This window comes from Actinoallomurus sp. CA-142502 (assembly GCF_050936355.1).
Classification (GTDB): Bacteria; Actinomycetota; Actinomycetes; order Streptosporangiales; family Streptosporangiaceae; genus Actinoallomurus; species Actinoallomurus iriomotensis.
Genome location: NZ_JBNJMY010000001.1, coordinates 10,864,973 through 10,885,760, shown reverse-complemented (window position 1 = coordinate 10,885,760; position 20,788 = coordinate 10,864,973). Strand labels below are relative to the sequence as shown.

At 70.7% G+C, this 20,788-nt stretch carries 18 protein-coding genes; 6 read left to right on the top strand and 12 right to left on the bottom strand.

Features of this window, described 5'->3' with window-relative positions:
* Positions 1-19: 19 nt before the first annotated feature.
* Positions 20-835 (top strand): alpha/beta fold hydrolase, encoded by an 816-nt coding sequence (locus ACQEV1_RS51190; protein WP_285629517.1) that lies wholly within the window; start codon positions 20-22, stop codon positions 833-835.
* Here the strand turns inward: ACQEV1_RS51190 and ACQEV1_RS51185 are convergent.
* Genes ACQEV1_RS51185 through ACQEV1_RS51170 form a run of 4 tightly spaced genes read right to left on the bottom strand, consistent with a single transcriptional unit; the run spans position 796 to position 5,019 of the window.
* The gene (locus ACQEV1_RS51185; RefSeq protein ID WP_433405413.1) at positions 796-1,890 is read right to left on the bottom strand and encodes an ABC transporter ATP-binding protein; all 1,095 of its coding nucleotides are present in this window, start codon (positions 1,888-1,890) and stop codon (positions 796-798) included. The genes ACQEV1_RS51190 and ACQEV1_RS51185 overlap by 40 nt on opposite strands.
* Positions 1,887-2,708 carry a carbohydrate ABC transporter permease gene (locus ACQEV1_RS51180; RefSeq protein WP_285582212.1) on the bottom strand — a complete coding sequence of 274 codons (822 nt, stop codon included), beginning with the start codon at positions 2,706-2,708 and terminating at the stop codon, positions 1,887-1,889. The genes ACQEV1_RS51185 and ACQEV1_RS51180 overlap by 4 nt, the downstream gene beginning before the upstream one ends.
* Positions 2,705-3,643 carry a carbohydrate ABC transporter permease gene (locus tag ACQEV1_RS51175; protein WP_433405410.1) on the bottom strand — a complete coding sequence of 313 codons (939 nt, stop codon included), beginning with the start codon at positions 3,641-3,643 and terminating at the stop codon, positions 2,705-2,707. Before ACQEV1_RS51175 ends, ACQEV1_RS51180 begins: the two co-directional genes overlap by 4 nt.
* The gene (locus ACQEV1_RS51170; protein WP_433405407.1) at positions 3,643-5,019 is read right to left on the bottom strand and encodes an extracellular solute-binding protein; all 1,377 of its coding nucleotides are present in this window, start codon (positions 5,017-5,019) and stop codon (positions 3,643-3,645) included. Before ACQEV1_RS51170 ends, ACQEV1_RS51175 begins: the two co-directional genes overlap by 1 nt.
* A gap of 132 nt (positions 5,020-5,151) precedes the next feature.
* Between ACQEV1_RS51170 and ACQEV1_RS51165 the strand changes: the two genes are divergently transcribed.
* A complete protein-coding gene (locus tag ACQEV1_RS51165; protein WP_433405404.1) occupies positions 5,152-6,324 on the top strand; it encodes a hypothetical protein in 1,173 nt (390 codons plus the stop codon).
* Here the strand turns inward: ACQEV1_RS51165 and ACQEV1_RS51160 are convergent.
* From ACQEV1_RS51160 to purS, 5 genes are all read right to left on the bottom strand, one after another.
* Positions 6,321-7,394 (bottom strand): PP2C family protein-serine/threonine phosphatase, encoded by a 1,074-nt coding sequence (locus ACQEV1_RS51160; RefSeq protein ID WP_433405401.1) that lies wholly within the window; start codon positions 7,392-7,394, stop codon positions 6,321-6,323. The two genes, ACQEV1_RS51165 and ACQEV1_RS51160, sit on opposite strands and share 4 nt — an antisense overlap.
* Positions 7,395-7,548: 154 nt before the next feature.
* Entirely contained in the window at positions 7,549-9,819 is a 2,271-nt protein-coding gene (gene purL / locus ACQEV1_RS51155; RefSeq protein WP_433405398.1) for a phosphoribosylformylglycinamidine synthase subunit PurL, read from the bottom strand.
* Positions 9,816-10,493, bottom strand: coding sequence for a phosphoribosylformylglycinamidine synthase subunit PurQ (gene purQ / locus ACQEV1_RS51150; RefSeq protein WP_285582221.1), 678 nt, complete (start codon positions 10,491-10,493; stop codon positions 9,816-9,818). The genes purL and purQ overlap by 4 nt, the downstream gene beginning before the upstream one ends.
* 52 nt (positions 10,494-10,545) lie before the next feature.
* Positions 10,546-10,989, bottom strand: coding sequence for an ATP-binding protein (locus ACQEV1_RS51145; RefSeq protein ID WP_285629525.1), 444 nt, complete (start codon positions 10,987-10,989; stop codon positions 10,546-10,548).
* A gap of 137 nt (positions 10,990-11,126) precedes the next feature.
* Positions 11,127-11,369: a phosphoribosylformylglycinamidine synthase subunit PurS gene (gene purS / locus ACQEV1_RS51140; protein ID WP_285582223.1), complete on the bottom strand. Its 243-nt coding sequence runs from the start codon at positions 11,367-11,369 to the stop codon at positions 11,127-11,129.
* A 136-nt stretch (positions 11,370-11,505) separates the two neighbouring features.
* On the opposite strand from purS, the gene ACQEV1_RS51135 reads away from it, so the two are divergent.
* On the top strand, positions 11,506-13,116 hold the full coding sequence (locus ACQEV1_RS51135; RefSeq protein ID WP_285582224.1) for a hypothetical protein: 1,611 nt from the start codon (positions 11,506-11,508) through the stop codon (positions 13,114-13,116).
* Here the strand turns inward: ACQEV1_RS51135 and ACQEV1_RS51130 are convergent.
* Both ACQEV1_RS51130 and ACQEV1_RS51125 read right to left on the bottom strand, forming a co-directional pair.
* Complete coding sequence (locus ACQEV1_RS51130; protein ID WP_433405392.1) at positions 13,113-14,477, bottom strand: PQQ-binding-like beta-propeller repeat protein; 1,365 nt, start codon at positions 14,475-14,477, stop codon at positions 13,113-13,115. The genes ACQEV1_RS51135 and ACQEV1_RS51130 overlap by 4 nt on opposite strands.
* Positions 14,478-14,562: 85 nt before the next feature.
* Positions 14,563-15,999 (bottom strand): aldehyde dehydrogenase family protein, encoded by a 1,437-nt coding sequence (locus ACQEV1_RS51125; protein ID WP_433405389.1) that lies wholly within the window; start codon positions 15,997-15,999, stop codon positions 14,563-14,565.
* 229 nt (positions 16,000-16,228) lie between these two features.
* Between ACQEV1_RS51125 and pdhA the strand changes: the two genes are divergently transcribed.
* The 3 genes from pdhA to ACQEV1_RS51110 are packed head-to-tail and all read left to right on the top strand — an operon-like array spanning position 16,229 to position 19,745.
* Positions 16,229-17,356 carry a pyruvate dehydrogenase (acetyl-transferring) E1 component subunit alpha gene (pdhA, locus tag ACQEV1_RS51120; RefSeq protein ID WP_433405387.1) on the top strand — a complete coding sequence of 376 codons (1,128 nt, stop codon included), beginning with the start codon at positions 16,229-16,231 and terminating at the stop codon, positions 17,354-17,356.
* 46 nt (positions 17,357-17,402) lie between these two features.
* On the top strand, positions 17,403-18,380 hold the full coding sequence (locus ACQEV1_RS51115; RefSeq protein WP_285629528.1) for an alpha-ketoacid dehydrogenase subunit beta: 978 nt from the start codon (positions 17,403-17,405) through the stop codon (positions 18,378-18,380).
* A gap of 3 nt (positions 18,381-18,383) precedes the next feature.
* Positions 18,384-19,745, top strand: coding sequence for a dihydrolipoamide acetyltransferase family protein (locus ACQEV1_RS51110; protein WP_433405385.1), 1,362 nt, complete (start codon positions 18,384-18,386; stop codon positions 19,743-19,745).
* A 51-nt stretch (positions 19,746-19,796) separates the two neighbouring features.
* Here ACQEV1_RS51110 and ACQEV1_RS51105 read toward each other — a convergent pair whose 3' ends face one another.
* Positions 19,797-20,783, bottom strand: coding sequence for a polysaccharide deacetylase family protein (locus tag ACQEV1_RS51105; RefSeq protein ID WP_433405382.1), 987 nt, complete (start codon positions 20,781-20,783; stop codon positions 19,797-19,799).
* Between the last annotated feature and the right edge of the window lie 5 nt (positions 20,784-20,788).

Sequence of the window (20,788 nt, the reverse complement as noted above, 5' to 3'; positions counted from 1 at the left end):
ACATCAGGGAGATTCATCAATGTCCGAACTCGCCCGCATCGTCCGCGGAAGCGGCCCCGGCCTCCTGCTCGCCCACGGCGGCGGCGGTGGCATCCAGGCCAACTACGGCCCGATCCTGGACGGACTGGCCGAGCGCTACACGGTGATCGGCCCCGACTACCCCGGCACGGGCGGTACCCCCCGTGCCACCGAGCCGCTCACCCTGGACGGCATCGCCGACGCACTGGTCGAAGCCGCCGACGAGGAGGGCGTCGAGACGTTCGCCGTCGTCGGCTACTCACTGGGCGGCCCGGTGGCGATCCGCGCGGCCGTCCGCCACCCGGACCGGGTGACGGCCCTGGTGCTGACCGCGAGCTTCGCCCACCCGAGCGCCCGGATGCGACTCGCCACCCGGACCTGGCGGAGACTGCTCGACGCGGGGGACCCGCCCAGGCTCGCCGCCTTCCTCGCGCTGATCGGTGCGGGAGCGTCCTTCCTGGACCGGCTCTCCGCGGAGGAGCTGGAGGCGATGCTGGCCGGGGCCGCCGCGACGGTACCCCCGGGCACCCCGGACCACGTCGATCTCGTCGAGAGCGTGGACGTCCGTGCCGACCTGGCCCGGCTGAACGTTCCCACGCTGGTGATATCGACGACCGAAGACCAGCTGGCGACGCCCTACCACCACCGCCAGCTGGCCGATGGCATCCCGGGCGCGAAGTTCGCCGAGATCGCCACCGGCCACCTGCCGTTCGCCGAACGCCCGCAGGAGTGGCTGGGCCTCATCCGCGCCTTCCTCGACGAGACGGGTCCGGCGGTTCAGGGGGCGTCGATCAGCTCGCCGTCGTCGGCGCGGTAGACGAGCAGGCGGCCGGGGGCGGGGGTCACGTGCAAGGTGGCCCCCGGCTCCGGTTCGCGGCCTTCGGGGACGGTGAGCTGGACGCTCGGGCCCGTGGTCGTCAGGGTGACCAGCGAGGTGGTGCCCAGGTTCTCCACGATCTCGACCGTGCCCTTGATGCCGTCCTCGGACTCGGTCAGGTACTCCGGCCGGATGCCGACGATCACCTTGTCGCCCGGGGTCAGCTCGGTGACGATGTCCTCGGGCACCGGCAGCCGTACGCCCGCGACGTCGATCTGGTGGCCCCACGACGTCGCGGTCTCACCGTCGCCGGGTACGCACTCACCCGCCAGCAGGTTCATCGGCGTCGAGCCGATGAAGCCCGCGACGAAGACGTTCGCCGGTCGCTGGAACACCTCGCGCGGCGTGCCGAGCTGCCGGATGCGGCCCGACTCCATGACCGCGATCCGGTCGGCCAGGGCCAGCGCCTCCGCCTGGTCGTGCGTCACGAAGACCGTGGTCACGCCCAGGTCGTGCTGGAGCTTCTTGAGGAACGTACGGGCCTCCAGCCGCAGCCGGGCGTCGAGGTTCGACAGCGGCTCGTCCAGCAGGAACACCGTCGGCTGCGCCGCCATGGCGCGGGCCAGCGCGACGCGCTGCTGCTGACCGCCGGACAGCTGCGCCGGCCGCCGCTCCATCAGGCTGCCGAGCGAGAGCCCCTCACCCGTGGCGGCCGCCTTGGCCCGGCGCTCCGCCCGGCCCACCTTCTTGATCCGCAGCGGGTACGCGATGTTGTCGGCCACCGTCATGTGCGGGAACAGCGCGTAGTCCTGGAACACCATCGCCACGTCCCGCGCGCCCGGCGGCATCCGCGTGACGTCGCGGTCACCGATGCGCAGGCTGCCGGACGACGCCGTCTCCAGCCCCGCGATCGTGCGCAGCAGCGTCGTCTTGCCGCACCCGGACGGCCCGAGCAGGGCGAAGAACTCCCCGTCCTGGATCTCCAACGACAGGGCGTCGAGCGCCGTCACACCGCCGTCGAAGACCTTGGTCACCTCTTCCAGCGAGACCTTCACGCCTTGATCCCTCCGTGGAAGCGGAAGCCGTACCGGCGGCTGACGAACAGGAACATGATGACGACCGGAATCGAGTAGAGCAGGGAGAACGTCGAGATCAGCGCGAGGTTCGGCTGACCGCCCTCGGTGTAGAAGTTGTTGAGCGTGACCGCCGCCGGCTGCTTCTCCGGCGTCCGGTACAGCAGGAACGGCATGAGGAAGTTGCCCCACACGTTGACCACCGCCCACACGGCGATCGTCGCGAGGCCCGGCCGGACGTTCGGCAGCACCACGTGACCCAGCACCTGGAAGGAGTTCGCCCCGAACACCCGCGCCGACTCCTCGTACGACTTGGGCATCGTGTCCATGAAGTCCTTGAGGATGAAGATCGCCGCGGGCAGCAGGCCGCCGGTCATGACCAGGATGACGCCGATGTCCTTGTCCAGCAGGTGCAGCTTGAACATCAGCTGGAAGATCGGCACCATCGCGGACGTCCCGGTGATCACCGAGGACAGCAGCAGGAGCAGATAGAGGATCCCGTCGCGGCCCGGGACGCGCACGCGGCTCAGCGCGTACGCCGCGAGCGCCGCGGCCGCGACCGTGATCAGCATCGTCCACAGCGACAGCACCGCCGAGTTGTACAGCGACGGCAGCGCGTTGGGGTCGTCGGTGAGGTGCTTGAAGTTGCCCAGCGTGAAGTCAGGCCACGAGACGGACAGCGTCGGGTTCCGCGTGAACGGCGCGGTCACCAGCCACAGCATCGGCAGCGCGAAGAACGCCGTGACGAGCGCCACGAACACGTAGAAGCCGATGCGCCGCACCACCTGGACGGGACTCACGCGCGCCTCCGCAGGATCCGGATGTAGGCGAGCGCCAGCAGCAGGTTGATCACCAGCATGATCAGGGAGATCGCGCTGGCGAAGCCCAGGCGTTCGCCCGGCAGGGCGGTCAGGTAGATGTAGACGGGCAGCACCGCCGAGGCGCCGTGCGGCTCTCCCTTGGTGATCAGGTACGGCGTGAAGTCGTTGAACGTCCACAGGCTGATCAGCAGCGTGTTGGTCAGGATGTGCCCGCGGATGCCGGGCAGGACGACGTCGCGCAACTGCTGCCAGCCGCTCGCGCCGGCCAGCCGGGCGGACTCCAGCTGGCTCGGCGGCACGCTCGACAGCGCCGCCGTGAACAGCATCATCGAGAACGCCGTGCCCCGCCAGACGTTGAAGGCGATCAGCGACCCCATCGGGTGGTCGAACCACCAGTCGCGGCCGGGCGTGTGCAGGATCGCGTTGAGCGTGCCGCCCTGGTCCTTGAGGAACGCGATCCACAGCCAGGCGACCACGACGCCGGGCAGGATCCAGGCGAGCAGCACGAGCGTCTCGACGAGGGCGCGGGCCCAGCGCCGCGCCGAGCATCGGGGGCGGCGGGGCGTAGCCAAGGGGGTGGAACGGAGCGTCCAGGCGAGGAGAAAGCCGAGGACGTTCTGCCCGATGATCGCCGAGCCGAGGACGAACAGCAGCGTACGGCCGAGGGCGTCGCGGAAGTCCTTGTCCCCGAGCGCGTGCGTGTAGTTCGCGGTGCCGACGACCTTCGGGTGCGCGGCCTGGACGCCGGTGAGCCGGTAGTCGGTCAGCCCGAGGTACAGCGTCCACAGCGCCGGCAGGATCAGGAAGACCGTGACGAGCAGCAGCGCGGGCACCACGAAGGCCAGCCCCTGCCGCCGGTCGCCGCCGCCCGGCACGTCGCCGGCGAGCGAACGCTGAGCCGTCTGGTGCGCCATCAGCCTGTCGTCACGTGCCCGGCGCCGCCGACGGCCTGGGTCAGGTTCTGCTGGTACGTCTTGACCGCCTTGTCCACGCTGTCGCCCGCGACGACGTCACCGGTCGCCTTCTGCAGGGCCGTGGACACCTGCGGGTAGGCGGCGAGGCCGGGCCGTACGTCGGTGATCGGCAGCACCTTCGTGGAGATGAAGTTCAGCAGCGGGTCGCCGCCGAGCAGTTCGGCGTTGACGTCCTGGCGGGGGCTGATGCCGACCGCGGAGCGCTGGACCTCGTCCTTGACGGCGTCGTGGGAGCCCATGAAGCTCAGCAGGTCCCAGACCAGCGAGGCGTTCCTGGTGTGCGGGTTGATCACCCAGCCGGAGCCGCCGGACATGCTGACCGCGTTCTGGGCGCGGATGCCCTTTCCGGGGAACTGCGCGGGGATCAGCGTGTAGCCGACGTCCTTGTCGCGGTCGGGCATGGGGTCGATGCCGCCCTTGGGGTTGACGACCGAGCGCCAGAAGTAGTCGCTCTCCAGCAGGATGCCGACCTTGTTCTTGGAGAACCGCTGGAACGACTCGTCACGACCCTGCGGGTTCTGCTGGAGCCGCGGGTCGCCGAGCCCGCTCGTGTACACCTGCCGGTACAGGTCGAGCACGCTCCTGATCGGCGCGGTGTCGCCCAGCCACCGGCCGTTCTCATAGATCTCGTGGCCGGTGCCCACGAGCAGGGGGAGCACGCCCTGCATCGTCGTCGCCTCGGTCATCGCGGTGCCCGCGTTGAGCTGGATCGGGGTGACGCCGCTCAGCGACTTGAGCTTGCGGCCGGCGGCGAGGATGTCGTCCCAGCTCTTCGGCTGCCAGTCGGCGGGCAGGCCCGCCTTGGCGAACAGCTGCTTGTTGTAGAAGACGACCCGGCCGTCGGTGCCGCTGGGCAGGCCGTACCTCTTACCGTCGAAGGCCATGATGTTCTGCACGGGGCCGGGGATCTGCTGGAGGCCGTCCCAGCGGTCGACCTGCGCGCCCACCACCTCGTTGAGCGGTTTGACGTACCCGGCCTGGGCGAACTCCCCGACCCAGATGCCGTCGATGTTGATCAGGTCGGCGCCGCCGCCGGTCTTCAGGTCGAGCGCGGTCTTCTGCTTGTACGGGGCGTCGTCCACGCCGGTGCCCTCGAAGCGCACCGTGACCTTCTTGCCCTTGGCCTTCTCCATCGCGGTGAACTTGGGAATCACGTAGTCGGTGATCCATTCGGCGCCGCTGGAGTTCTTGCCGCCCTTGACGGAGTTGGCGCTGATCCGGATCGTGGTGCCGCCGCCACCGCTCGCGCCGCCGGAGCATCCCGACACCGCGAGACCGGTCGCCGCGATCAGAGCCGCCATCCGCGTGATCTTCATGCCGCAGCCTCCCAGGAAGGCATTTGCACTAATACCGGCGTTGCCGAAACATTCCCACGATCACCAAATGTTCACACCGGTACCGATGGTCACGATTCGAGATCATCCGCGCGATGGGACTAGATTGCCGGGATGACTGAGGACGCCCCGCTCGAGGATCTGATCCAGGAAGGCCGTATCGGAACGTTCGCGCCCGCGCGGATCGGCGGCCACGATGTCCTGGTCGAGACCGACCCGATCGGGACGAGCGTCTACCAGATCCGGGGCGAGCGCGTGCTCACGCTGCGCGGCAACAAGGGGTATCGCGAAGAGATCGTCGCCGCGCTGCTGGACGCCGTGGACGACCTCGCCGACGCCGACGACCTCGGCTCGATCGTGCGGCTGCGCCCGATCGAGGTGCCGGGATTCGCGCTCGACCGGGCCGCCCTGCTCGGCCCCGGGCACACCGCCTTCTTCAAGGACAAGCCTTTGGCGGACCGTGGCATGCAGGTGATCCCGGTGCACCGTTCCGAGGCCGTCGACGGTGAGGAGTACGCGACCTTCTGGCCGGGCGTCATCGGCAGGAACCTGTCCATCCGGCAACTCGACTGGACCCGCGAGCCGTCGCCGCGGGCCGACGTACGGCGCCTGGACGATGGCGAGGGCGGGCTGTACCGGCGCAAGGGCAGCCGCAGGAGCCCCAAAGCCGGAACGGTGACGGCGAAGACGGTCCTGAAGCACGACCTCCCCGGCCTGCTGGACGGCGTCCGGCTGTCCGCGATGGACGTGCGCGGCCACGACCTGCGGCTGCACCGCGAATGGGACCGGCTGCGCGGTACGCTTCACCTCCCGGGCGGCTCCGAGGTCGTCGACGTGGACATCCCCCGGCTCTCGGCCCTGGCCGTCTTCGGCCCGCTGTTCGCCGGCGCCGACTTCGACGCGGCCGCGCTGGCGGCGGCGTCGGCGTCGCCGCCGGAGGACATGCTGGAGATGCGGGTGAACGACGAGGGGCGTCGACGGTACGACAGCGAGGCCCGCCCCACCTCACTGGAGGAGTGCCTGGAGTGGCTGCGGGCGCTGTGCCCCCACGACGGCAACTTCCTGGTCTTCTGCGGCAGATCCGGCGGTTGTGTCCAGATGATGTGGCAGTCGAAGCCCGAGTCGCAGGAGCCGCGGCTCTGGCTGGAGACCCCCGAGCTTGAGCACCGCCGCTCGCGTGGCCGTCACGTCACCCTCGACGAGGCAGAGCAGATGATCACGGTCCTCGCTCGCGAGGACCGCGTCGCCGTGGACGACCTCGGCGATCTCGAACACGTCCCGTTCTAGAGGGCGGGTTTGAGGGCGAGAACCGCCATGTCGTCCTGGCGCTGTCCGCCGGTCCAGCGTGTGACGCTGCGGGCCAGGGAGTCCACCAGCTCGCGCGGGGTGGAGGACCGGATCTGGGCGAGTCCGACAGCGGGGTCGTAGAAGGTCCCGTCCCGGTCACGGGCCTCGGTGATCCCGTCGGTCACCAGCAGCAGGGTGGCGTCCGAAGGCCAGTCGACGATGTCCGGCCGGGCCGCGCCGTCCGCCGACGGCAGGTCCATGCCGAGGGGAAGACCGGGGTCGCTCGGCTCCAGCATGGCCACCTCGCCGGCCCGCAGGAGGTACGGAGCCGTGTGCCCCCGGCTGAGAAGCGATGCCTTGGTCGCGTCCGGCGCGATCTCGACGAGCAGGGCGGTGACGAAGTTCTCGGAATGATCGGCCTTGCTGGAGTCCGCCTCCAGGGTCACGGCGTTGTGCAGTCGATCCGCCAGCTCCGAGAGCGTCGCCGCCCTCCCGGCCTCGTGACGGAAGGCGCCGATGACCTGGCAGACGGTGGACACCGCCGGCAGTCCCTTACCGCGGACGTCGCCGATGATCGCGCGGACCCCGAACGGCGTGGCCCGCACCGCGTACAGGTCCCCGCCGACCTGGGCCTCCGCCTGGGCCGCCTCATAGCGGGCGGCGATCTGCAGCGAACCCAACCGCGTCGGCGGATCGGGGAGCACGGCACGCTGGGCCGCCTCCGCGATGTCCTGGGTGACCGCCAGGTGCCGGCTCTGCCGGTCCATCAGCCACTTGGCCCACAGCCCGATCACGCCGACCAGCACCACGATCGCCAGATCGACGAGCAGCGCCGGCAGGGGGCGCCGCAGTTGAAGATCTACTCCGGCGACGACGACACCCACCACCGCGGCGGTGACGACGCTCGTCCGCCAGTGGAGCAGGATGCTGGCGAGGAGTGGCGCGGACGCCAGGAACGGCAGGCCGAGATAGGGTTCCGGCCCGAACAGATCGGCCGCCGCACCGCCCAGAACCATCAATACCGGCACACCGCGTAGGACCACGACCGGGTTGGCGCGGATTGGCTTCATGCATCCCCCCAGAGAGCCAACGGCTCGCAAAAGCCCTGGTAAGGCACCATACCTGCGCCTGGAAAGGCGGCAGCCGACCGTGACCCACCCTCCGGAGCCCCGCGGAAAGCGAAACCGCCCCGGCCACGGGCCGGGGCGGTCTCTCGCGTAGAACTCAGCCGAACAGCGAGGGCAGGGCGCCCTGGTAGACCTCGCGCAGCTCGGTCAGCGGGATGGAGAACTGGCCCTCGACGGTGAAGGAGTCGCCGCCGACCACGCCCAGGCGCCGTACCGGCACGCGCGCGGCCTCGCACAGCGCCGCCACCCGCGCCTCGCGCTCCGGGTGCACCGCCACCACCGCGCGGGCCACCGACTCGCTGAACAGCTCCACGAACGGATCGCCCGGCAGGGTCACCGTGCAGCCGAGGCCGCCGCGCAGGCACGACTCCAGCAGCGCCTGCGACAGCCCGCCGTCGGACAGGTCGTGCGCGGCGTCCAGCAGACCCTCGCGCGCCGCCCCCACCAGCACCGACGCCAGTGCGGCCTCGGCCGCCAGGTCCGGGCGGGGCGGCAGGCCGCCGAGGTGACGGAACACGACGTTCGCCCACTCGGAGCCGCCGAACTCGGGCCGGGTCTCGCCGAGCAGCAGCAGCGACATGCCCTCGACGTTGAACGAGATCTGGACCCGGCGGGTCACGTCGTCGTGGACGCCGAGCACGCCGATCACCGGCGTCGGGTTGATCGGCGTGGTGCCGGTCTGGTTGTAGAAGCTCACGTTGCCGCCGGTCACCGGCACGCCGAGCGCCTGGCAGGCGTCCGCGAGACCCTCGACGGCCCGCGCGAACTGCCACATCACGCCCGGGTCCTCCGGCGAACCGAAGTTGAGGCAGTTGGTGACCGCGAGCGGGCGGGCGCCGGTGGTGGCGACGTTGCGGTACGCCTCCGACAGTGCGAGCTGGGCCCCGGCGTACGGGTCGAGGCGGGTGTAACGGCCGTTGCCGTCGGTGGCGAGCGCGATGCCCTGCGGGCCGTCGCCGATGCGGATCACCCCGGCGTCGTCGGGCATCGCCAGCACGGTGTTGCCCTGGACGTACTTGTCGTACTGGGAGGTCACGAACGACTTGTCGGCGAGGTTGGGCGAGCCGGCGAGCCACATGACCGTGTCGCGCAGCTGTTCCGGCGTGGAGGGCCGGGGCAGCTTGTCCGGGCTGTCGGCCTGGAGCGCGTCCAGGTCGGCCGGCCGCTCGTACGGGCGCTCGTACACCGGACCCTCGTCGGCGGCGGTGCCCGGCGGGATGTCGACGATCGTCTCGCCGCGCCACGTCATGCGCAGCCGTCCGGTGTCGGTCACCGTGCCGATCACCGTCGCGGGGACGTCCCAGCGTTTGCAGAGTTCGAGGAAGCGCGCGACCTTGGCCGGCTCGACCACGGCCATCATGCGCTCCTGAGACTCGCTCATCAGGATCTCTTCGGGCCGCAGCGTCGGGTCGCGCAGCGGAACGAGGTCGAGATTCACGTCCATGCCGCCCGTGCCGGCCGCGGCCAGCTCGGTGGTGGCGCAGGAGACACCGGCGGCGCCGAGGTCCTGGATGCCGACGACGAGGTCCTCGGCGAAGATCTCCATGCAGCACTCGGTGAGGAGCTTCTCCATGAACGGGTCGCCGACCTGCACCGACGGGCGCTTCTGGTGGGAGGCCTCGTCGAAGGTGGCGCTGGCCAGCACGGACGCGCCGCCGATGCCGTCCGGCCCGGTGCCCGCGCCGAACAGGATGACCTGGTTGCCCGGGCCGGGGGCGGTCGCCCGCTTGATGCCCTCCGGCTTGAGCACGCCGACGCACAGGGCGTTCACCAGCGGGTTCGCGCCGTAACACGGGTCGAAGACGACCTCGCCGCCGATGTTGGGCAGGCCGAGGCAGTTGCCGTAGCCGCCGACGCCGCGCACGACCCCGTCGAGCACCCGGCGGGTGTCGGACGCGTCCGGCGCCCCGAACCGCAGGGAGTCCATGACCGCGACCGGCCGGGCGCCCATCGACAGGATGTCGCGGACGATGCCGCCGACGCCCGTGGCCGCACCCTGGTACGGCTCGACGTAGGACGGGTGGTTGTGCGACTCGATCTTGAAGGTGACGGCCCAGCCGTTGCCGACGTCGACGACACCGGCGTTCTCGCCCATGCCGACGAGCAGGGCGTCGCTGTGCGGCGCCTTGTCACCGAACTTGCGCAGGTGCACCCGCGAGCTCTTGTACGAGCAGTGCTCGCTCCACATCACCGAGTAGATCGCCAGCTCGGCGGAGGTCGGCCGGCGGCCCAGGATCCGCTGGACGCGGGCGAACTCCTCGTCGTTCATGCCGAGCTCGGCGTAGGGCAGCGCGACGTCGGGCGTCTCGGCGGCGCGCGCGACCGTGTCGACCGCGGGCCGCGCGGGTTCCGTTCCATAGATCGTCATGCCGAGACCATCCGCTGGACGACGGAGACGAAGAAGCCGAGACCCTCGCTGGAGGGTCCGGTCAGGGACTCCACGGCGTGTTCGGGGTGGGGCATCAGGCCGACGACGTTGCCCGCCTCGTTGCAGATGCCGGCGATGTCGTTGAGGGAGCCGTTGGGGTTCACGTCGACGTAGCGTGCCACGACGCGCCCGGACGACTCCAGCTCCTCCAGGGTCTCCGGGTCGGCGATGAAGCAGCCGTCGATGTTCTTGACCGGGATGACGACCTCCTGGCCTTCCTCGTACGCGCGGGTCCAGTCGGTCTTGGCGTTCTCGATCCGCAGCCGCTGGGCCCGGCAGACGAAGTGCAGGCTCGCGTTGCGGGTCAGCGCGCCGGGCAGCAGGTGCGACTCGCACAGGACCTGGAAGCCGTTGCAGATGCCGAGCACGGGCATGCCGCCGCGGGCGGCGTCGGCCAGGCGTTCCATCAACGGCGCGAACCGCGCGATCGCACCGGCGCGGAGGTAGTCGCCATAGGAGAAACCGCCCGGCAGGATGACGGCGTCGACCTCGCTCAGGTCCGTCGCCGCGTGCCACAGGGGCACGGGCTCGGCATCGGCGAGGCGCACCGCTCGCGCCGCGTCGCGGTCATCGAGTGATCCGGGGAAGGTGATGACGCCCACGCGGGCTGTCATGGGCACACTCCGATCAAGGTGATACGGGGACGCCCACCAGTTTATCCGGGCCCTAGCCTGCGGTTTTCAGCAGTTCGGGGTGCGGGTGCCGCGCGTGGGACTCGTCCTGCCAGCTGAGACGCTTCTGGAGGTAGACGACCGTGCCGCTGTCGGGACGGCTGTCGAAGCTGACGTCGTCGACGAGCGCCTTCATGATCGTTATTCCGCGCCCGGACTCGGAGTCGGGATGGACGTTTTTCTCGGTTTCCCCCGTGAAACCCTGCCCCCGGTCGACGATCTTGAGTACGCACTCGCCGCCGTCGATTCCGGCGATCACTTCATAACGGGACGTCTCGTCCGCGTGCTGAACCACATTGGTGCACGCCTCCGAGATGGCGACGAGGATGTCGGCGACGCACGCCTCCGACACACCGAGTCCGCGCAGCGTGTCACCCAGGATCCGCCTGATGACCGGCACGCTGAGGGTCTCACGCGGAAGGTCGAGTGAGAACTTCATGTCTACCGGCCACCTCGTGTCGCTGTCCTTACCCCGTGACATGGGACTCGCCCCGTCTCCGTCGAAAATCTTCGAACGTTGGTAAGGCTTCCCCACGAGAAACTGCCGTAATCGCGTCCCCGACTATCTTTGGGCCACTATTCCGCGCGGAGTTCGAACGTTTCGATGACGGGGTTGGCCAGAAGCGTCTCCGCCATCTTGCGGACACGTTCGGTGGCGGCCTCGTCCGCCGGCCCCTCCAACTCGATCTCGAACCGCTTGCCCTGCCGCACGCCGGTCACGCCTTCGAATCCCAGCCGGGGCAGCGCGCGCGCCACGGCCTGACCCTGGGAATCGAGAATTTCCGGCTTGAGCATCACCTCGACGACGAAGCGTGCCACGACTGCCCCTCCCTGATCTGCGGATTTCGTACGGCACCGAAGCGTACGGCACGGCGCCTGGACCCCGTTACGTCGGTGTGAGGCGCTATACATGGATGGTTCACCACAATCCCCCCTGCCTCCGGAGTCACGGTTGATGCAGATCGATGAGCTGACCGAACCGGAACGTCTCCTCTGGGAGGCGTTCCCGCGCGGCGAGCCGGTCGACCTGTCCGGCGGTGACCACGACTTCGACAGCACGAACGCCTGGGGGCCCGAGCGCACCGTCCGCGCCGAGGTGATCTCCTCCCTGCTCCTCGGAGCCCAGGAGGACGAGCCGGGACACGTCGCGGCGGTGCGCCTGACCGGAGCGCGCATCACCGGCACGCTCAACCTCGGCCACGCCCACGTGACCGTCCCGCTCGCGCTGACCGCCTGCCAGCTCACGGACGCGCCGCACCTGTACTGGGCGCAGCTGCGCAGCGTCCACCTCATGCGCTGCCGGCTGCCGGGCCTGGTCGCCTCCGGGGCCCGCATCGACGGCCACCTGTGGCTGGAGGGCAGCCACATCTACGGCGGCGTCTGGCTGGACAGCTGCCGCATCACCGGCATCCTCAACCTCACCGCCGCGCACCTGTCCCACCCGACCGGCGACGCGCCGCTGCTCGCCGACCGGCTGGTCGTGGACAACAACGTCTACTGCGACCAGGGTTTCACCGTCGAGGGCGAGGTGCGCCTGCCGGGCGCGCAGGTCGGCGGCCAGCTGATCTTCCGCGGCGCGCGGCTGCGCAACCCCAAGGGCCAGGCGCTGTACGCGAGCCGGCTCTCCGTCGCGGCGAACGTCTTCTGCGACGGCGGGTTCTCCGCCGAGGGGGAGATCCGGCTGCGCGGCGGGCGGATCGGCGGCTACCTCTCCCTGGTCGGCGCGTCCATCAGCCACCCGGGCCGTACGGCGCTGAACTGCGACGACCTGAGCATCGAGACCGACATCTACTGCTCGGACGGGTTCCGCGCCGAGGGAGCGGTCAGCCTGTCCGGCGCGCGGGTCGGCGGCCTGCTCAGCCTGCGCGGCGGCCGGATGAAGAACCCCGCCGGCGTCGCGCTCAGCCTCCAGCGGCTCCAGGCGGAGGAGGTGCTGCTGCGCCCGGCCGAGCCCATCGCCGGCACGGTCGACATGCGGTACGCCCGCATCAAGCTGCTCCGCGACGACCCGCTGTCCTGGGCCCCGCGCTACACCCTCGACGGCCTCACGTACGACACGATCGACCCGCCGCTGACCGCGGGCGAACGCCTGAAGTGGCTGGAGCGCGACGGCGACGGGTACGTGCCCCAGCCGTACGAGCGGCTCGCCGAGACCTACCGCACGCTCGGGCACGACGGCGAGCGCCGGCTCGTGCTGCTCGCCAAGCAGCGCCGCCGCCGCTCCACCCAGACCGTGCCGCTGCGAGTGTGGGGGTACGTCCAGGACTGGACGGTCGGCTACGGCTACCGGCCGTTCCTGGCCGGCGCCTGGCTCGTGGCGCTCCTGGCGTTCGGGACAGTGATCTTCCAGCACCACCCGAAGATCACCGAACCGGGGCACAACACCGAGTTCAACCCGTTCCTGTACACGCTCGACCTGCTCCTGCCGGTCGGCTCGCTCGGGCAGGAGAGCGAGTTCGCGCCGCACGGCGTCTACCTGTGGATCGCCGACGCGCTGGTGGCGGCGGGCTTCCTCCTCGGCCTGACCGTCGCGGCCGGCGCCACCCGGGTGCTGCGACGCGACTAGCGCGCTCGTACCGCGACGACTCCGTTCATCGTGGGGACGAGGACGAGTGATCCGGCGAGGGTCGGGGAGGCGAACCGGCTGGCCGGCCCGACGTTCACCGACGCGACCGGGCGGCCGGTCGACCGCGCCAGCGCGTGCAGCACGCCGGCCTTCGCGTCCAGGGTCCACACCGTGTTCCCGCCGACGACCGGTGAGCCCACGATGGAGGACGAGGCGGTCCACACGCGGTGCAGCGTGTCGCCGGAGACGTCGATGCGCTGCACGCCGTTCTGGCAGGGCAGGAACGCCGACGAACCGGCCCGCGCCATGCCGCCGAACGACACGCAGCCGGGCAGCGACGCGCGCTGCCGTCCGATGCCGCCGAGGTTCGCCGTGTCGAGCAGGTAGACGTCGCCCGTCTTGCCGGCGATCAGCGCCTTCCCGCCGGGCAGCAGCAGCGGGCCGGTCGAACCGAGGTCCTGGTCCTCGCTGTTCTCCTCGCCCCAGTTCTTCGGCGCGAAGTAGCCGATGCGGCGGCTCAGGTCGGGCGACAGGCGCACGACGGAGTCGCTGCCGTCGTACGGGCCGCCGAGACTGGCGCCGTTCCCGCTGGCCACGTACACGTCGCCGGCCGCGTCGACGGCCGGCCCGGACGGCGCCCACATGCCGCCCTCCCGGCTGGTCGGGATGGCGTACGACGAGACCTTGCCTGTCCCGTTCGTACGCGACGCGGTGACGTAGCCGACGTAGTCGCCGCAGTCGCCGTCGAGGCCGCCGAACGGCACGTACACACGGCCGCCCGCGACCGCCAGCGCGCCGCGCTGCTGCTCGGCCTTCGGGTCCCGGCCGGGGGCGACGTCGAGGTTCTCGCGGAAGCGGATGCCGCCGTCGCCGGCGTTCAGCGCGACGAGGGTGTGGCGGGCGCCGGTGCTCTCGGTGGCGACGAACACCGTGCGGGTGGCCGCGTCGTACGCGGGCGTGCCGGTGATCCCGAGCGGGTCGATGTTGCCGCACGGCAGGCGCGACAGCGGCATCGGGGTCGCCAGGTGCCGCTTCCAGCGCTGCCGCCCGGTGGCCGGGTCGAGCGCGTAGACCGTGTCGTTCTCGGTGCCGACGTAGGCCGTTCCGCCCGCGACGATCGGCTGGCCGTACACCGCACCGTCGAGTTTCGCGCTCCAGGCGGTCGTCGGCCGTCGAGGATCGGGGAAGGCCGCCACCCAGCCGGCCCGGTCGTTCCCGCCGTGGTAGGTCGGCCAGGACGCCGCCGGCACGGCCTTGCCCGGCGGGGTGGGCGAGGGGCCGTGGGGCCGGGCCGTACCGGAGCCGCACCCCACCGCCGAGAGAAGGGCGACAAGCACGACGCCGTACGCGGTCCTGCCCATGCCTCCGAGACTAATCCGGCGATGGGTCTCCGGTAGGGGATGTCGCCGCGAGCGTGGGGTCGCCGTTCGAGGCTCCGCCGGCGGTTCAGGGCTCCAGCGAAATGAGGCGTACCTCCGTCATCTCCCGGATCGCGTACGCCGGGCCCTCGCGGGTGTTGCCGGAGTCGCGCACGCCGCCGTACGGCTGCTGGTCCACGCGTGCCGTGGGCACCTCGTTGATCAGTACGCCGCCGAACCGCAGCGTGCGGGCGGCTCTCAGCGCCTTGCCGAGGTCGGACGTGAACACGCCCGCCTGCAGGCCGTACCGGGCGTCGTTCGCGAGCGCCAGCGCCTCATCGAAGGACCGGTAGCGCGTGAGCGTCACGACCGGCCCGAAGACCTCCTCGCGCTGGAGGCGTACGGTCGGCGGCGCGTCCTCGACCACCGCCGGGCGCAGCAGGCCGTCCGCGGTGACGTCGCCGCCGCACAGCACCTTCGCGCCCGCGGCGACCGCCTCCTCGATCCACTCGATGACGCGTGCCGTGTCGTCCCTGCTGATCAGCGCGGACACCTCGGTGTGCTCGTCCAGCGGGTCGCCGAGCCGCAGGCTCTCCACGCCGTGGACGAGTGCCGCGGTGAACTCGTCCGCGACGTCCTCGTGCACGTAGATCCGCTGCGTGGAGATGCACGACTGCCCCGCGTGGGAGAACCCGGCCGTCCGCGCCTTCCGCGCGGCCCGCGCCCAGTCGCCGTCCGTCTCCACGATCAGCGGGGAGTTCGACCCCAGCTCCAGCCGTACCTTCTTGCGCGGCGCCCTCGCCACGAGCGCCCAGCCCACCGAGGCCGACCCCGTGAACGTGACGTACGCGACATCGTCGTGGGCGGCCAGCGCGTCGCCGACGACCGAACCGGAGCCGGTGACCACGCCGAGCCAACCCGGCGGCACGCCGAGGCCGTCCAGCAGCTCGGCGAGCAGCAGCGCCGACACCGGCGTCTGCGAGGCGGGTTTCAGCACGACCGGGCAGCCCGCGGCGATCGCCGGTGCGACCTTGTGCGCCACGAGGTTCAGCGGGAAGTTGAACGGTGAGATCGCCGCGACCACGCCGACCGGTACCCGCAGCGTGAAGCCGAGCTTGCCGATCCCGGCCGTGGAGGCGTCCATGGGCACCACCTCGCCGGCGAGCCGCCGCGCCTCGGCGGCCGAGAACGCGAAGGTCTCCACCGCCCGCCGGGCCTCCCCGCGCGCGGTCGTGATCGGCTTGGCCGCCTCGCACGCGATGGCGCGGGCGAAGTGCTCCAGCCGGTCGTTCAGCGCGGCGGCGGTCTGCTCCAGCACCCGGATCCGGTCGGTGCGCGGGAAGTCGTCGCGGGCCAGGGCCGTACGGGCCGCCGCCACGGCCTGGTCGACGTCGCCGGCTCCGGCCGCCGGCACCCGCGCCACGAGGGACCCGTCGTACGGGGACCGGACCTCCGCCGTCCCCTTCTCCCCGGCCGGCCGCCACCCGCCGTCGATCAACATGCCCGGGAGCTCGAAGAGAGTCATGGCGAACCTCCCCTAGCGAATCCCTACCCGCGATGGCGTTGGTGGCACGGCACAACGTTCCGGGTACGTTTCCCGTAGCCGTCGTGGCTTGCGCCCCACTTGGAGGTGTCTGCCACGATGACGGTGATACGGCGCCCGTACTCGCCGAGATCCGCGGGATGGGCGGCGCGTAACCAGGCCGGACGCGGTGATCCCGCGGACCGGCCCTGAACGCACGAGGAGTGGCCACGTGACCATCGACGCCGCGCGCGGTGCGCCCCCGAGCACCGGTGCACAATCCCCATCCGCCCCACCCGAACTCGTTCAGCTGCTCACCCCCGAGGGCGAGCGCGTCGAACATCCCGAATACGACGTGGAGCTCACCGCCGATGAGATCAAGAGCCTCTACCGCGATCTGGTGATCGTGCGGCGGCTGGACCAGGAGGCGCTGGCGCTGACCCGGCAGGGTGAGCTGGGCGTGTGGGCGTCACTGCTCGGCCAGGAGGCCGCGCAGATCGGTTCCGGGCGCGCGCTGCGGCCGACCGACATGGCGTTCCCGAGCTACCGGGAGCACGGGGTGGCCTGGTGCCGCGACGTCGATCCGGTGAGCGTGCTGGGCCTGTTCCGCGGGGTCAACCACTCGGGCTGGGACCCCAGGGAGCACAACTTCCACCTCTACACGATCGTCATCGGCAGCCAGAGCCTGCACGCCGCCGGGTACGCCATGGGCATCCAGCGGGACGGCGGCGACGACGCGGCGATCGTCTACTTCGGCGACGGCGCGACGAGCGAGGGCGACGTCAACGAGTCGTTCGTCTGGTCCGCCGCGCAGAACGCCCCGGTCGTGTTCTTCTGCCAGAACAACCAGTGGGCGATCTCCGAGCCGCTGGAGCGGCAGTCGCGGATCCCGCTGTACCGGCGCGCGGAGGGTTTCGGCTTCCCCGGCATCCGGGTCGACGGCAACGACGTCTTCGCCGTGCTCGCGGTGACGCGCAAGGCGCTGGACAACGCGCGCAGCGGCCAGGGCCCGACGCTGATCGAGGCGTTCACGTACCGCATGGGCGCGCACACGACGACGGACGACCCGACGCGCTACCGGCTCGAGGCCGAGCTGGAGGCCTGGAAGCTCAAGGACCCGATCGAGCGCGTCAAGGCCTATCTCGTCAAGAACCAGATGGCCGACAAGGACTTCTTCGAGTCGATCGACGACGAGGCCAAAAAGATCGGCTCCGACGTGCGCAGACGCTGTCTCGAACTGCCCGACCCCGAGGCGACGGCGATCTGGGAGAACGTCTACGCGACGGACCACTCGCTGCTGGCCGGCGAGCGTGATCAGTTCACGTCCTATCTTGGTTCCTTCGAGGAGGTGACCAGATGAAGCGCGACGGCGCACTTCACCGGTCCGGCATGAGGGGAGCTCGACGTTGAGCACCGAGACCCTGTCTCTTTCCCGTGCCATGAACGAAGGCCTGCGCAAGGCCATGGAGAACGACCCCAAGGTCCTGGTCATGGGCGAGGACGTCGGCAAGCTCGGCGGCGTCTTCCGGGTCACCGACGGCCTGCAGAAGGACTTCGGCGAGGCACGCGTGATCGACACGCCCCTCGCGGAGTCGGGCATCGTCGGCACCGCCATCGGCCTCGCGCTGCGCGGCTACCGGCCGGTGTGCGAGATCCAGTTCGACGGCTTCGTGTTCCCCGCCTTCAACCAGATCACCTCCCAGCTCGCCAAGATGCGCATGCGCTCCCTCGGCACGCTGGAGCTGCCGGTCGTGATCCGCATCCCGTTCGGCGGTGGCATCGGCGCGGTCGAGCACCACAGCGAGTCCCCCGAGGCGTACTTCACCCACACCGGTGGCCTGCGCGTCGTCGCCTGCTCCAACCCCTCCGACGCGTACACCATGATCCAGCAGGCCATCGCCTGCCCGGACCCGGTGATCTTCTTCGAGCCGAAGCGGCGCTACTGGGACAAGGCGCCGGTCGAGCTGGACCTGTCGGCGGCGGCGTCGTTCGAGTCGGCGGTCGTCGCCCGCGAGGGCACCGACGTGACGCTGCTCGCGTACGGGCCGATGGTCAAGACCTGCCTCGAGGCGGCGCAGGCCGACGAGGAACGCTCGATCGAGGTCGTCGACATCCGCTCGCTGAACCCGCTCGACGAGTCGACCGTGATGGACTCGGTCCGCCGTACGGGCCGGTGCGTGGTCGTGCACGAGGCGCCGGTCTTCAACGGGTACGGCGCGGAGCTGGCCGCTCGGATCACCGAGAAGTGCTTCTACCACCTGGAGTCCCCGGTGCTGCGGGTCGGCGGCTTCTCCACGCCGTACCCCCCGTCGCGCCTGGAGGACCACTACCTGCCCGACCTCGACCGCGTCCTCGACGCCGTCGACCGGACCTTCGAATGGTGACGCATGGGTGAGCTGAAGCAGTTCAAGCTGCCGGACGTCGGTGAGGGGCTCACCGAGGCCGACATCGTCAAGTGGCACGTCCAGCCCGGCGACACGGTCGAGGTCAACCAGACCATCCTGGAGATCGAGACGGCCAAGGCCGTGGTCGAGCTGCCGTGCCCGTACGAGGGAACGGTCACCGAGCTCCTCGTGTCCGAGGGCACGACGGTCGACGTCGGCGTGCCGATCATCACGGTCGACGTCGGCGGCTCGGCGCCCGCCGAGACCGCGAACCAGGTGACCGCGCCGCCGCCGGAGAGCGCTCAGGAGCCGGGCACGGTGGGCAGCATCGCCCCGAAGGTCGACCCGACCGCGCCGCAGCAGCAGAAGCGCGTGCCGGTGCTGGTCGGGTACGGGGTGAAGCCGGGCACGACGACGCGGCGGGCGCGCAAGAGGCCCGACGCCGCGGCTCCTGCCGTACGGCCGACGGCCGCTCCGTCGCCGAACGGCGGCGGGTCGCGGGTCGCGGTGCTGGCGAAGCCGCCGGTGCGCAAGCTCGCCAAGGACCTCGGCGTCGACCTCGCCGCGATCACCGGCACCGGGCCGCAGGGGTCGATCACGCGGGACGACATCCAGCAGGCGGCCTCCTCGGCTCCGGCCGTCGCGCCGGCGCGCTCGGCCGGGGAGCGGGAGGAGCGCATCCCGGTGCGCGGCGTCCGCAAGCACACCGCGGCGGCGATGGTGCAGTCGGCGTTCACCGCGCCGCACGTCACCGAGTGGCTCCAGATCGACGTCACCGAGACGATGAACGCGGTCCGGCGGCTGCGCGACCTGCCCGACTTCGAGGGCGTCAAGGTCTCACCGCTGCTGCTGGTCGCCAAGGCGCTCCTGCTGGCGGCCCGCCGGCACCCGATGATCAACTCGATGTGGGACGAGGCGGCCCAGGAGATCGTGGTCAAGCACTACGTGAACCTCGGCATCGCCGCGGCCACCGACCGCGGCCTGGTCGTCCCGAAGATCAAGGACGCCCAGGACCTGTCGCTGCCGGATCTGGCCAGGGCGCTGGGCGACCTCGCCGCGACGGCCCGCGCGGGCAAGTCGACACCGGCCGACCTGTCCGACGGCACGATGACGATCACCAACGTGGGCGTCTTCGGCGTCGACGCGGGCACCCCGATCCTGACCCCGGGAGAGTCGGCCATCCTCGCCTTCGGCCAGATACGGGACATCCCGTGGGTCCACGAGGGCGAGATCAAGATCCGCAAGGTGACGACGCTGGCGCTGTCGTTCGACCACCGCATCGTGGACGGCGAGCTGGGCTCGGCCGTCCTGCGCGACGTCGGCGCCATGCTGGAGGACCCGATGAGGATGCTCGCCTGGTCGTGAGCTCGTCCGTGAGGGCCGCTCCTTTTCGTGGAGCGGCCCTCACGGTTCTCGTCAGCTCGCGGTGCAGGAGACCGTCGGCCAGGTCCAGGTGCCGTTGGTCTGGATGGTGACGCCCCAGTTGTTGCCGTTGCCGTTCGGTCTGGCGGTCATCACCTGACCGCTGGAGTCCCAGGTCGGGCTGATGTTCCAGGTGGCGATGATCTTTTCGGGGGAGGGAACGTTCATGGTGACGGTCCAGTTGCCGGCGCCGGAGACGGCGACGTTGAGGTTGTAGCGGTCGCTCCACTGCTGGCCGGCCGAGAGCGTCGCGGTGCAGGCACCGCCACCGCCGCCGCCGCCGCCACCGCCGTCGGGGGCCACGGCGCGGCCGGTCTGCGGGGAGATCATTCCGGCGCACAGGCCGCGACTCGCCAACGTCTGCGCGATGCGCGGGATCGCGGCGAGCGTGTTGGCGGGCCACTCGTGCATGAGGATGATCTGACCGTTGGTGAGCCGGGCGTTCGCCTGCACGATCGCGTCGACACTGGCGCCGTTCCAGTCCTGCGAGTCGACGTCCCAGATGACCTGGGTGAGGCCGTATTTGGCCTCGACCGACTGGAGTGTCCCGTTGGTCTCGCCGTACGGCGGGCGGAACAGCTTCGGCGTGCCGCCGCCCGCGCTCGCGATGGCCTGCTGGGTCCGGGAGACCTCCGAGTCGATCTGCGCCTGGGTCTCCTGGATCAGGTGCGGGTGGGTGTAACTGTGGTTGCCGACCCACATGCCGGCGTTGACCTCGGCCTGGACCTGGGCCGGGTACGCGGCGGCGTACTGGCCCTCGTTGAACAACGTGGCCCGCAGCCCGTTCTGCCTGAGCGCGTTGAGCAGGGCCGGGGTGTGGTCGTTGGACGGGCCGTCGTCGAAGGTGAGCCCGACGTACCCGGTGCACGTGGCGGCGTGTGCGGGTGCGGCGTTCAGGCCCAAGCCGACGAGGCTCGCGACGGCCATCGCGGCGACGGCCAGTATCGGGAGGAAGGAGCGTCTCTTCCGTTCGGTGCGCATGGTGA